12 protein-coding genes are annotated in these 11,847 nt (G+C 52.4%); 10 read left to right on the forward strand and 2 right to left on the reverse strand.

Annotated features, from left to right (window positions below):
• Positions 1 to 63: 63 nt before the first annotated feature.
• The 7 genes from AB9F26_RS07210 (at position 64) to AB9F26_RS07240 (ending at position 7,367) form a co-directional block, all read left to right on the forward strand.
• Positions 64 to 2,487 carry a PEP/pyruvate-binding domain-containing protein gene (locus tag AB9F26_RS07210; protein WP_369767702.1) on the forward strand — a complete coding sequence of 808 codons (2,424 nt, stop codon included), beginning with the start codon at positions 64 to 66 and terminating at the stop codon, positions 2,485 to 2,487.
• The gene (locus tag AB9F26_RS07215; RefSeq protein WP_335584425.1) at positions 2,484 to 3,140 is read left to right on the forward strand and encodes a gamma-glutamyl-gamma-aminobutyrate hydrolase family protein; all 657 of its coding nucleotides are present in this window, start codon (positions 2,484 to 2,486) and stop codon (positions 3,138 to 3,140) included. Before AB9F26_RS07210 ends, AB9F26_RS07215 begins: the two co-directional genes overlap by 4 nt.
• A gap of 64 nt (positions 3,141 to 3,204) precedes the next feature.
• Entirely contained in the window at positions 3,205 to 3,945 is a 741-nt protein-coding gene (locus AB9F26_RS07220) for a phosphocholine cytidylyltransferase family protein (protein WP_335584424.1), read from the forward strand.
• Between the two features lie 51 nt (positions 3,946 to 3,996).
• Positions 3,997 to 4,518, forward strand: a complete 522-nt coding sequence (locus AB9F26_RS07225) for an adenylyl-sulfate kinase (RefSeq protein WP_335584423.1) — start codon at positions 3,997 to 3,999, stop codon at positions 4,516 to 4,518.
• Positions 4,515 to 5,090: a hypothetical protein gene (locus tag AB9F26_RS07230; protein ID WP_369767703.1), complete on the forward strand. Its 576-nt coding sequence runs from the start codon at positions 4,515 to 4,517 to the stop codon at positions 5,088 to 5,090. Before AB9F26_RS07225 ends, AB9F26_RS07230 begins: the two co-directional genes overlap by 4 nt.
• Before the next feature lie 341 nt (positions 5,091 to 5,431).
• Positions 5,432 to 6,172 (forward strand): formyltransferase family protein, encoded by a 741-nt coding sequence (locus AB9F26_RS07235; RefSeq protein WP_335584421.1) that lies wholly within the window; start codon positions 5,432 to 5,434, stop codon positions 6,170 to 6,172.
• Between the two features lie 91 nt (positions 6,173 to 6,263).
• Positions 6,264 to 7,367: a CDP-glycerol glycerophosphotransferase family protein gene (locus AB9F26_RS07240; RefSeq protein ID WP_369755752.1), complete on the forward strand. Its 1,104-nt coding sequence runs from the start codon at positions 6,264 to 6,266 to the stop codon at positions 7,365 to 7,367.
• A 421-nt stretch (positions 7,368 to 7,788) separates the two neighbouring features.
• Here AB9F26_RS07240 and AB9F26_RS07245 read toward each other — a convergent pair whose 3' ends face one another.
• The gene (locus AB9F26_RS07245) at positions 7,789 to 8,685 is read right to left on the reverse strand and encodes a LysR family transcriptional regulator (RefSeq protein ID WP_369767704.1); all 897 of its coding nucleotides are present in this window, start codon (positions 8,683 to 8,685) and stop codon (positions 7,789 to 7,791) included.
• Positions 8,686 to 8,844: 159 nt separating this feature from the next.
• On the opposite strand from AB9F26_RS07245, the gene AB9F26_RS07250 reads away from it, so the two are divergent.
• Genes AB9F26_RS07250 through AB9F26_RS07260 form a run of 3 tightly spaced genes read left to right on the forward strand, consistent with a single transcriptional unit; the run spans position 8,845 to position 10,974 of the window.
• On the forward strand, positions 8,845 to 9,537 hold the full coding sequence (locus AB9F26_RS07250; RefSeq protein ID WP_369767705.1) for a class I SAM-dependent methyltransferase: 693 nt from the start codon (positions 8,845 to 8,847) through the stop codon (positions 9,535 to 9,537).
• Positions 9,534 to 10,220 carry a DUF2306 domain-containing protein gene (locus AB9F26_RS07255; protein WP_369767706.1) on the forward strand — a complete coding sequence of 229 codons (687 nt, stop codon included), beginning with the start codon at positions 9,534 to 9,536 and terminating at the stop codon, positions 10,218 to 10,220. Before AB9F26_RS07250 ends, AB9F26_RS07255 begins: the two co-directional genes overlap by 4 nt.
• A gap of 13 nt (positions 10,221 to 10,233) precedes the next feature.
• Positions 10,234 to 10,974 (forward strand): pyridoxal-phosphate dependent enzyme, encoded by a 741-nt coding sequence (locus AB9F26_RS07260; protein ID WP_369767707.1) that lies wholly within the window; start codon positions 10,234 to 10,236, stop codon positions 10,972 to 10,974.
• Between the two features lie 510 nt (positions 10,975 to 11,484).
• Here the strand turns inward: AB9F26_RS07260 and AB9F26_RS07265 are convergent.
• Entirely contained in the window at positions 11,485 to 11,766 is a 282-nt protein-coding gene (locus AB9F26_RS07265) for a DUF4242 domain-containing protein (RefSeq protein ID WP_335584417.1), read from the reverse strand.
• Positions 11,767 to 11,847 lie beyond the last annotated feature (81 nt).

Below are 11,847 nucleotides of genomic sequence, written 5' to 3' on the forward strand. Positions count from 1 at the left end.
AGAATAAGTGAAGTAAACACGTACCTAACAAAGTGACATGCGTAAGTTGAGGAGCCGCCAAGAATGACAAGAATTACTGAGGTCGGACGTTTTGGGTTCGGTACAAAAGCCGAAACGCTGCAGGGACTTGGACCATCTCTTGAGCAGTCGATCATCCCAGACTTTAGCTTTATTTCGGTTGAGGAGTGGGTCAATAATAACGAGAGTGTGATTGACACTCTGACACGTCGTTTCAAGCACAAAAAAGTTGCGGTTCGCTCCTCTGCGCAGGGTGAAGATAGCAATGAATCGACAATGGCTGGCGAGTTTGAGTCCCTCCTAGATATTAACGGCGGCGACACAGAGAGCCTCTCTCAGGCGATTGATACTATTATCGAGAGCTATCCGGGAGGCTTGGAACTCTGTGAGCGCAATCACCAAGTTCTCATTCAAGTCTACGTCAACAATGTTTCGATGAGCGGCGTGGTCTTTACCCAAGACCTCAATACTGGTGCCCCCTATTACGTCATTAACTATGATGACGTTTCAGGACGAACAGACAGTGTTACGTCGGGCGAACAGAACGGTCGCACGCTCTTCGTACATCGCAATTCGCAACACACACTGAATTCTCCACGTTTTAGGGCCGTTCTGGATGCGGTGGCTGAAATCGAAGCGGTCACAGAGATTGATGCGCTCGATATCGAATTCGCAGTCGACAAAGACAACCGCGTCTTTCTGTTCCAAGTGCGCAAGATCACAACCCAAGCAAACTGGAACCGTGGCATGGCGCTGCGCATCCGCGATGCCATCAAAAGCATGTCAGCGTTTGCGGCAACGAGGTTTCAGCCGCTGAGCGGTGTCTACGGCAGTCGGTCTCTCTTCGGGCAGATGCCCGACTGGAACCCCGTCGAAATGATCGGCTCACGACCACGGCCCCTCGCGGTGTCACTTTACCAGCGCCTGATTACGGATAGAACATGGCGTTTGGCGCGCAAACAAATGGGCTATGCCGAACCGCAAGGCTCCCCATTGATGTATATGTTCGGTGGACAGCCGTATATTGATGCGCGTCTGAGCTTCCATTCCTACCTGCCCGCAGACCTCCCTCCCGCGATCGGTCACAAGCTCGTTGATGGTTGGGTACAACGCCTGTCCGACAATCCGCAGTTGCACGATAAGGTCGAGTTCGACGTTGCGATCACCACGCTTTCTTTTGATTTTGATAAGCGATTTGAGGAGCAGTGCGCTGGTCTTCTCGATGATGGGGAACGCGATATTTTCAAGGAATGCCTGCAACGCCTGACCCATTCCTTGATAACGTCGCAAATCGCATCGATTGAAAGTGAACTTGAAAAAATTGAAACGCTGTCGCGCAAATGCGATGAACGCGCGGGTTACCACGGTCAAATCGATCTTTCGTCGGTTGCCGCGCTCCTAGAAGACTGCGTCGATCTGGGCACGGTGCCGTTCTCTATTCTGGCACGGCACGGATTTATTGCCCAGTCGTTCCTGAAATCGCTGGTCAGTTTGGATGTGCTTACGCAAGCGGATATGGATGCCTTCATGGGGACGGTCAATACCGTTGCCGGCGACCTTGTTAGCGATATGCGCAAGCTCTCGGACGGCAAACTTGATCTTGGTATTTTCCTCAATCGCTATGGCCATTTGCGGCCCGGCGCCTACGACATTCAGTCGATGCGCTATGATAGCCGTCCTGAATTGATCGAGCGGATGCGCAACGCGCCTGTGGTCGAAACCAGTGATCCAGAGGGGCTGGAAGTCGGGTTTGTGCTTTCTGATGACAAGAAAGCGAAAATCCAGTCGTTGCTGGATGATTTTGGGTACGACACGAATGTCGATACGTTGTTTGACTATATTGGCAAGGCAACAGAAGCCCGTGAATATTCCAAGTTTGTGTTCACGCGAAACCTTTCTGACGCGCTCGAAGGTATCGCGGCATGGGGGCAGCGGAATGGCCTGAGCAGGGACGAGCTTTCTTTCATCCCGATCCAAACAATCCTCGACGTCAATTCGATGAACAAGGGCCGCTCTACCGAAGAGTATCTGCGCAGCACGGCCGAAACCAACATGAAGGATTATCAAGTCACCATGGGGCTCCACCTTCCCTACCTCATCAAAGAGGTCAGTGATTTTCACATCGTTCCCCTGTTGATCAGCCGCCCAAACTTCATAACATCGAAGTCAGTGGAGGGTGAGATCGTTCATTTGACTGGGAACGAAGTGGACGACAAAATCGATGGTAAAATCGTCGTCATCGAGAGCGCCGACCCCGGTTTTGACTGGATATTCACCCGTAATATCCTTGGCCTTATCACCAAGTTCGGCGGCGCAAATTCCCATATGGCAATCCGGTGCGCAGAGTTCCGGATTCCGGCGACAATCGGCGCCGGCGAGCAGTTATTTGAGCAGGTTTTGGCCAGTAGTATGGTGGAACTGAATTGTGCCCAAGGTACCCTTAAAACCACCACCAATCGTATCAGATGATAATTGCAATAACACAGCGGGTTGTGGAAAATCCGTCCTATCCTGATCGGCGCGATGCGCTTGGTCACGACTGGATTCGGGCCTTCGGCGAGCACTTTCCCGAGGCCGTGCTGGTGCCCGTCCCTAACAATCTGCCGGATGTCAGCGCATGGCTCGCCGCGGTTCGGCCACACGGCATAATCTTGTCGAACGGAAATGACTGGGGCGACGCCCCTGAGCGCGACGCGACCGAAACACACTTATACGAGCATGCGCTCAAAACGAATTTGCCTCTGCTTGGGGTTTGTCGCGGACTACAGGTCATCCATAAATTGACGGGTGGCGAAATCGAAACCTCGGTTTCTGATGCGACAGGTCATTCGCACACCGCCGTGCGTCATGACATTGGAATTAGCACCGCCCCCTTTCGCGAGATTGCCGGTAGCGGCGTTTTGACCGTGAACAGTTACCATAATCAGGGGGCGTTGCTGTCCGGCGGCGTGGCACCCGAGTTTGAGGTTTTTGCGACGGCTGGCGATTGCGTCGAAGGGTTTGCGCACCGCTCAAAACCAGTGCTCGCGATCCAATGGCACCCCGAGCGGGACGGCGGATCGCCTGCATTTGATTTTACCGTCATCAGGAAGCTATTTACGGACGGTGCTTTCTGGACCTGATCAAAAGAGCGTTGACTGGAACGATCCAGCCAAACGAAATCTAAACTATGAGCGTGGTGACATCATGACAAAGAAAGCAATTATTCTAGCAGCAGGACGTGGCAGTCGGATGCGCGAAATGACCAATGACCGACCCAAAGGGTTGGTGAAACTTGCGTCTAAGCCCTTGGTTGCATGGCAAATCGACGCGTTGCGCAGCGCCGGTATCGACGACATCGTCATCGTCACGGGATATCGCGGCGAGCAGTTTGCGCCCTACGCCGATCGAACCATCCCGAACGATGATTGGGCAAACACCAACATGGTGAGCAGCCTGATCTGCGCGGCCGCAGAAATTGACGGGCCCGTGATCATTAGCTATTCGGACATCGTTTATGCGCCCTCCATCGTGAAAAAACTTATGGCGGCACCGGGTGATACCGCCTTGGCCTATGACAAAGACTGGCTCACGCAGTGGAACCGCCGCTTTGAGGACCCGCTTTCGGATGCCGAAACATTCCGTATCTCAAACGACAACATCCTCACCGAGATCGGCGGCAAGACAGACTCTCTCGCTGAGATCGAAGGGCAATATATGGGACTGCTGCGGTTTTCACGTCAGACAATCGATGCAATTTTGTCGGTGACAACGGAGGAAGAGCGTCCCAAAATGGATATGACGTCGCTTCTGATGCGTCTGATTAATGCGGGTCATACAATCCATGGCGCGGCGATTTCTGGTGGTTGGTGCGAGGTCGACAGCACGTCTGATTTGCGCGTGGCCCACGAGATCGTTGACGAAGGTCAACTCACTCTTGAGGCATAAACCTAACGTAAATATGCGGCTTTTGGCCCGTAGACTTTCAAGGAGTAGTCAATGGTAATCTGGGTGATTGGCCTGTCCGGTGCGGGTAAAACAACGGTGGCGCGGCGTGTGCACGAACTGTGGGCACATGCGGCCCCCAATACTGTGCTTGTCGACGGCGACGAAATCCGCGACATCATGCGCGAGAATATTCAGCCGGATTCACACGAGCTTTCTGGACGGCGGCGCAACGCAGAGCGGATTTTTCGGCTTTGCCGTTGGCTGGACCGGCAGAACATCAATGTGGTGTGTTCGATCCTGTCGATTTTCCCCGATTTGCGCGAAGACAATCGTCGGGAGTTTTCGAAGTATTTCGAGGTCTTTTTAGACGTTCCGATGGACGAGTTGGTGCGGCGGGACATCAAGGATATTTATGCAAAGGCGTTGCGCGGGGAACGCACCCATGTGGTTGGCGTTGATATTCCGTTTCCACGGCCCGAGACCGCCGATCTGATCATCGACAATTCCAAACCGGGCCTTGATGTCGACGCTGTGGCACGGCAAATCCTCGCGGCAAATGGTGTTAAACTATGAGTCAATTGGGCTACCCTTACGCCGAAGGCAACCGCCTTACCGACCGCAATACTTACTTTTATACACCTGCGGTCGGCGCACCGATGGTGCAAGCGTGGCGCGCGTCCCGTGACGCGGTTTTGGCGGAATTGCCGCAGCCAGCAGCCCAGCCATCCGAATTCCCTGTAACAAGCACGTCGCAGCTTCCAGAGAATGGCGCGGTTGTGACCGCAGACCTCCTTGAGCAACTCATGGCAGAGCTGCAAAAGTCCGATCAATCCGGCAAAGCTGGTTTTTGGCTCGACCGGCTTGTTCACAAGTTCGAAACGACAAAGTATTTGCACCGCGCCTATGACAAAAATTTTCGCGCCATCGATCGCACCAAGCGCGAAGACCTTGACCTTTACGTGCGCTTTGCCGAAGTTTTAGTGATCTCGTTCCAAGCTGACGGAAAATTGCCAAAGCTAAACGCGTTATTGAAGGTCATCGACACCCTTTGCTCGGTTCGAAGCCAACTTTCGACTGATCTACAGCGTCGCTTGGCTGGCCTTATTCAAAACGAAGAAGGTATTACGGCTAAGTTGGCGGGGTAATTGAATTCTCCATGCTTGGGGTTTCGGCATGGCTTTCCCTTAGGAACCCGATCTTGCTCTAACATTCCGGACCTTCTCTGCGTCGCAATTTATGGGACACTTAGGCTGGTAGAGCACGTACAGTGTTTACCGCGGACGTTTCCCCATAGGTGGAATTGCGCCAGTGGACTTAAAAATGTGTACCTCAGGTTGAGCCCGTCGCACATGATAGGTTTTTAACCGCCAAGATACCATAATTGGATACATTGCCAATCCAAACAGCTACACCTATAATATTTTGATACTGCGCGAGAAAATTGGCGCGAGTGATGACGTTTTTTGGTACTATCGGTGAGGGTCTCATGACATTGCAAGGAGTTGTGTTTCTGGCAGCAGACACTGCCAGATCAAGTGCGTATGCACAGGCGATGGTCAACTCGGGTTTAAGTCCCCAAGCCACCCTTCTTTTTGGAATGGGTTCCAAAGCTAGACTTGGACAGGCCGAACAACTCGCGCGCTCTCCTGAAATCAAGGGTGTTTTCACCCCCACGCTCGGCGTGCCACTAAGAGAAGTATGCGAAAAGTTCGGCACATCGGTGCAAGACCTTAGCGCGCAAAGTATTTCGGACCAAAGCATCAGAGACCGCCTCACAGAGCTTCAACCAAAACTTGTTATTTATTCAGGATTTGGAGGCGAATTGGTGCCCGGCGACTTGTGTAAGAACTGGAAGTTCCTGCACCTGCATTCGGGGTATTTGCCAGAGTATCGCGGGAGCACAACGTGTTACTATAGCCTTCTCGCCGAAAATCGGTGCGGCGTGTCGGCAATCTACTTAAGCCCCGACATTGACACCGGCGACATTGTCGCGAAGGAACATTACGCTCCGCCCACCCGCGAAATCGATATTGACTATATTTACGACAGCGCGATCAGGGCAGATTTACTGGTGAAGGTTCTCAAAAACTACGCGGCATCCGATGGGAACCTGAAAACTGTTGAGCAAGATGACACTGAGGGGCAGACCTTCTATGTTATTCACCCGGTGCTTAAAAACATAGCGATTGAACATGTCAAATCCGGCGAGGTTAAAAGTGCCACCTAAGTCATTAATTTATAGAATAGGAGGTCGGGCCAAACGTGATCTAGCCCACCTCAGAAGCACTCTGTTTCGGCAAAAAAATGATCAAACTGTAGTGGCCCCTGTAAAAGGGCAGCGCGCAATTACGCACTTCGTGCCACGGGTCGCTCTCGCCGTCCGCGATCTTGAAATGCTCAATCATTACAAAGGCATCTTGCTGAATATGCCCCGAGAGTCGACTTGCGTTCTTGGGTCGTGGGACGTGGCAGAAGAAAAAGACCCCATCATTGCTTTCGCGCGCAAGCATGGCTACCAAGCCATCTCGCCAAAGCGTGCCTATGAGACCGGAATGAAGTTTGCCGTCATGGTCAGCCATCATCCGTTTATTTTTAAGGACCAGAATAGACCAAAGCTGGTCGATCTTGCACACACCCATGTGCGCCTGATGTATGCGCTCGGCAAGGCTGGCTGGAATTTCCGAGAGTGGAACAAGATGTATCATACCGTCTTGTGTTGGGGGCCGTATCACGCTGAAATGTTAGCGAAATATCCGAAAATTCAAACAAAACAGATCGGCTATCCGCGATTTGATTCCTACTTCGACAATTCGCTGAACCGTGACAAGATTTTGCAAGATCTAGGATGCGACCCGAAAAAACCGGTCGTGACGTGGCTTCCAACATGGTCGACGCTGTCTTCCGTGGCTACCTATTCCGACGCCGTCGCAAAACTAAAGGATGACTATAATCTTTTAGTGAAACTGCATCCAGGAATGTACGCCGATGCCAAGAGCATGGAAATTCTGCGGAAAAACGGCATACCATTGTTATCTGATCGCTATATCAACAACGTGCAAATGTTCTATGTGACCGATTATGTTTTGGCGGATTATGGCGGATCCCCCTTTGGCGCAATCTACACTGGGAAAAAGCTTCTCCTACTGAATATCGAAGACGCTGCGCAGAGCAAGCTTATGGGCGAAGACTCTCTGGATCTGAAAATTCGCGATTGGGTGCTCAACATCGATGCTGATAAGCGGTTTGATATCCCGAAAATTCTCGCGGACGATACGATATGGGAACGTCAGATGTCTCAGTATGCCGATGAAAGGGCGTATTTTTTTGCACCCTACCATGGGAATTCCGGTCGTGTAGCGGCTCACACGTTGCTCGACATGCTTCTGAATGAGATCACGTCCCCGTCGCGGATGATCTCGTAGACATTTGCCGGGTTACCTTTCGTCGGACGATTACAGATTTGCGCGTTTCGTTTTAATCGGACGAGTGATCGCCAAATGAGAGGTGGCACGAGCCATTTATCAAAGCAGCTCAGTGTGCCAACTTACTTGAACCCATGGAAAGCAAGACCAAAAACTGATTGGCTCATTGTTGTGTTTGAAACAATATTCCATACACGCCCCGTATAAGGAGAAGAGTGCTTCAAAGGCATTTTCTACAAATGGTCCAAGGACTTCATGGAAGCTGGCAAGAAGCGGCTCGCAGGCGATGCGGCGCGGGCCGCGAACACGGACACCGTGACTGATGTATGCAGCGGACTTCCATGCGATTGCACATTCTAAGGCTAGCGAGATGAAAAATGTCGCACACGTCCTGCCAAGCCCCCAACACGAGGGATGCGTTCTAATTTTTCGTTCCAATGCCTTTTGCTAAAAGATCGAAAACCAAGCGGATACGCAGATTTGTTTTAAGCTCTCGGTGGGCCACCAACCAAGTCTCAATGCTGATTGGCTCAAACGCCAAGTATGGGTTTTCGAGCTCCGGATAAACCTCGCCGATCTCGATTGGAAGAATGCCAATCCCAAAGCCTTGCCGGACAAGTTCGAGGGCAAGTGTTGCACTCGAGGTGGAAAAATTGAAATTTGCGGTCGTTAGGTTCAGCCCACGTGACGCCATCAAGCCAAGCCGCAGTTCAGGCTGGTCGAAACCGACAAACTTCAGCCCTTCAAGATCCGTGAGCGTCTTTGGGCGCCCTACTTCGTCAAGGTATTGTTTTGAAGCGAAAAGATGTGCCGTCGTATCCCGAAGCCGCTTTGCAAACAGGGTCTCGTCTTTGGGTCGACTATGACGGATTGCTATGTCAGCTTCACGCCGCCGCAAATCACTTAACTCATTTGATGCGATAATCTCGATCTGAAGATCTGGCGCGGTTTTGCGCAAATTTTTAAGGACGGGCGGCAGAAAATGCGTCGCCATCAGGTTTGTGGCTGAAATCAACACATGTCCGGTCACCGCTTGGGATTGGCCCGTTGCGACAACGGATATGCTGTTTGCTGCATCGCCCATCGTCCGAAAATGTGCAAGCAACTCTACGCCTGATTGTGTCAGTAAAAGCGCGCGCGATGTTCGTTCAAAGAGTGTCACTCCAAGCGCTTCTTCGAGGCCCGCGACCTGGCGGCTCAACGTTGGTTGTGTCAGCCCAAGCGCACGCGCGGCCGCGGATAGTGACCCTTCCTCAGCGGTCACAAGAAATGCCCTTGCCTGATTCCAGTCGAAAGCTGATCGTTTCCACTCCATCATTTACGTATACCAAACCAAGAACGATACGCAATTCCGTATCTGTAATCCGCATTCTATATTTTGCCATCGACCAACTTTAGGCAGGCAAAAGATATGACGCAGCCAGAAAACAAAAACCTCAGGCCTTCGCTCCCCCCTGCGGTGGAAAAGGCAATCCCCATGACCTCTCGTCGCATTGGCTCTTGGGAAGTCCTCATTAATAGGCGGCCGCTCTCCCCTGCGGACCTTGCCAGCCGGTACGACGCGGTCTCGGGTCATTGGCAGCGAACGGCCCGTCACTTTCAACTGGAAGCCGCGTATCAAGCACCGCTTTCAACCTCTCGGGTCGCAACAGTTCTTACGCAGGTTGGTCCACAGGCGCGGATCCTTGATTGCGGGGTCGGGAATGGAAGCCTGTCGATTGCTCTCGATAGTATTCTGACGGGTCCGGTCGAATACCATGGAATTGATACCTCTGCCGAGATGCTGGCGCAGGCCAGCTCCACGATGCAGCACGCCGGGTTGCGCGCGCACTTTAAGCAAGCTGATGTTCTGTCATTGCCATATGATGATCAGTCTTTTGACGTGGTTATGGCCGCGCATGTCCTTGAACATCTGCCGGATCCACAACGCGCGCTCAAAGAGATGATCCGCGTTCTAAAACCGGGCGGGATGGTGTTCGTTTGCGTGACGCGCCCCTCACTTTTCGGCGCACTTGTCCAACTCAGGTGGCGCACATGGGCGATCACAGAACAACAGGGCGTTGCGTGGCTGCAAGATTGTCAGCTTGTCGATGTCGGACACCAGCCGGTTCACCTCGGCTCCTGTGCTGGCGTCGCAAGCACGGCCTTTTGGGCGCGGCGGCCACAATGATTACTTCAAATCTAAAAGCCCCCAAACTTCGCTTAGGAAAATCCGAGTGGGTCGCCCTTGGCGTAATCTTTGTCTATTCGTTCATTCCGGTCGTTGGCGGGTTGATACGGGTTCTTGAGCTTGCAGGCGGGCCACAAATCGCACCAGCTAACACGCGGGCATTGCTTGCTCCGCTCCCTATCACACTCCACATAATGAGCAGTATTATCTTCTGCGTTCTCGGGGCCTTACAGTTCGTGCCAAGCCTGCGACGCCAACGTCCAGCGGCGCATCGCGCAATCGGCCGAGTGATTGCGGTGGCGGGATGTGTTTCCGCCCTCACAGCTGTTTGGATGACGCATTTTTATGACTTTCCCAAAGCGCTTCAGGGGGCCACACTTTATTGGGTGCGGATGGTCTTGGGCACGTCAATGATCGGACTCATCATCTGGGCCGTGATTGCAATCAGATCCCGCAACGTTTTCCAACACAGCGCGTCGATGGTGCGGGCTTATGCTATCGCTCAAGGTGCGTCGACCCAAGCTGTGGTGGGCATCGCCTGGATCGTTGCTGTCGGCTCCGAAGCGATGGGCCCCCTGCGCGACGGGCTGATGATCTTTGCATGGGTATTTAATCTGCTGGTCGCAGAGATTTTGATCCGGTCAACGCTAAAGCCGGAAAAGCGACCGGGTCTTAAAAGATAGGATGGCGGTTTCGATGCTGTCCGCGGCCCTAGCGAGAGGTGACGTCAAGCCGAGCGATACGGTTGTCGAATTCTCAGGAGGAAGCACCGGAACGGCTCTGGCATTCGTATGCGGAATGCTGGGCTTGAAGTTCATTGCTGTATTTTCGGATGCGTTTTCTCATTCAAAACAGCAGGCGATGGAAGCTTTCGGCGCGCGGGTTCTGGTTGAAAAAAGCGTTGATGGCAATATCACGCACGAGCTCGCGGAGCGTATGAAACAACGTGCACTCGCACTGGCGCTGCAACCATCCCACTACTTTGCAGATCGATTTGGCTCTCCTGATGTTCGACGGGGCTATATGCCGATGGGGCAGGAAATCACCCGTTCGCTTGAAGGGGACTTCGACGTTTTATGTGCCGCAGTCGGAACAGGTGCTGCCATGATGGGAACGCTTGACGGAATGCATGAGCTTGGAGCCAAACCAAAAGTCATTTCCCTAGAACCGTCGCAGTCACCACTTTTTACTACGGGAATGTCGGGCGGACACAGGGTCGAAGGCATTGCTGTTTTTCCCGAGCCTCCTTTTCTTGACAGATCCGTCTTGAGTGATGTGCGAACTGTGGATCAAAACAAAGGAGTCGAGATGTGTCGTCGCCTTGCCCGCGAGGAGGGTATTTTCGGAGGTGGTTCGACTGGCCTCAGTGTTTGCGCAGCAATAGACCTCGCAGTCGAACTTGGATCGGGAAAAACACGTCGTGACTTTTGCTTATGACAACGGCATGAAATACCTTGGGGGACACATTTACAGCTGAGACAGATCACTTGCTCACCGCAATCAACGATCTTCGGGCTGAGCGACAACTTGGTCCGCGTTACGGACAGCAGCCTAGGATCAATACCTGTCCGGAAAAAGCGGTCGTCGTTTTTGTCCAAGTTTAAAAGGTCACTGAAATCGCAAAGCGACTTTAGGCCACAATCCCTTGGCAAAACAGCGTTTTCATTTGTCACTTTCATGGTCACGGGCAACGAAGCCGACATTCGCGCAGAACTCAGCATCATGTTTATTGGGCTCAGACCCACCGTTCGCTGCGTTTGTTTCCAACTCCGCTCTACGGGACGAAGCTAACGTTAGACATAGTTCTACAAGTTGCCGGGCTCGAGCGATTACGGCTTATTGTTCAGGCGACGGCCAGAGAGGTTTTGACGTGTTACCGGCATATTTTTTAATCTTGAGGTGGTTTGCGTGAGAGCCGCGCCAATTCGGCCCTCACCGAGGTCTCAACTAAACTGAGCGATTTGCTGTTTCCGGCCCGAATGTGTTCTTGATCTCGGCAACAAGATCAGCAGGAAAGCCACCTTCTTTTGCATGACGATAGATTGCCTCAGCATTCTGGGCCTCGTGCACGCAGTAGAGCTTGTCGCCGGCTGCATATGTATGGTGCCAGACGTAAGGGACACCAAGCCCATCCACAACCGCGTTGGATTTTTGCGAAATATCGCAAAGTTGGTCGGCAGTAAGTTTTTCAGCACCGGGAATATTTCTTTCAACGATGAATTTGGGCATTTTATTCTCCTTTGATATCTGGCGCGCCAAACCCGCGCGTTGCTCGCATCATCTCCAGTCACATGTTAAGTATCGTATGCT

Source organism: Falsihalocynthiibacter sp. BN13B15 (assembly GCF_041205415.1).
Classification (GTDB): domain Bacteria; phylum Pseudomonadota; class Alphaproteobacteria; order Rhodobacterales; family Rhodobacteraceae; genus Falsihalocynthiibacter; species Falsihalocynthiibacter arcticus.

What these genes read in the sequence shown, in the direction of transcription:
- AB9F26_RS07260 (WP_369767707.1), top strand. Translation starts at nt 10,234, where the DNA reads ATGCTGTCCGCGGCCCTAGCGAGAGGTGACGTCAAGCCGAGCGATACG.
- AB9F26_RS07210 (WP_369767702.1), top strand. Translation starts at nt 64, where the DNA reads ATGACAAGAATTACTGAGGTCGGACGTTTTGGGTTCGGTACAAAAGCC.
- AB9F26_RS07220 (WP_335584424.1), top strand. Translation starts at nt 3,205, where the DNA reads ATGACAAAGAAAGCAATTATTCTAGCAGCAGGACGTGGCAGTCGGATG.
- AB9F26_RS07215 (WP_335584425.1), top strand. Translation starts at nt 2,484, where the DNA reads ATGATAATTGCAATAACACAGCGGGTTGTGGAAAATCCGTCCTATCCT.
- AB9F26_RS07235 (WP_335584421.1), top strand. Translation starts at nt 5,432, where the DNA reads ATGACATTGCAAGGAGTTGTGTTTCTGGCAGCAGACACTGCCAGATCA.
- AB9F26_RS07255 (WP_369767706.1), top strand. Translation starts at nt 9,534, where the DNA reads ATGATTACTTCAAATCTAAAAGCCCCCAAACTTCGCTTAGGAAAATCC.
- AB9F26_RS07250 (WP_369767705.1), top strand. Translation starts at nt 8,845, where the DNA reads ATGACCTCTCGTCGCATTGGCTCTTGGGAAGTCCTCATTAATAGGCGG.
- AB9F26_RS07265 (WP_335584417.1), bottom strand. Translation starts at nt 11,766, where the DNA reads ATGCCCAAATTCATCGTTGAAAGAAATATTCCCGGTGCTGAAAAACTT.
- AB9F26_RS07245 (WP_369767704.1), bottom strand. Translation starts at nt 8,685, where the DNA reads ATGATGGAGTGGAAACGATCAGCTTTCGACTGGAATCAGGCAAGGGCA.
- AB9F26_RS07230 (WP_369767703.1), top strand. Translation starts at nt 4,515, where the DNA reads ATGAGTCAATTGGGCTACCCTTACGCCGAAGGCAACCGCCTTACCGAC.
- AB9F26_RS07225 (WP_335584423.1), top strand. Translation starts at nt 3,997, where the DNA reads ATGGTAATCTGGGTGATTGGCCTGTCCGGTGCGGGTAAAACAACGGTG.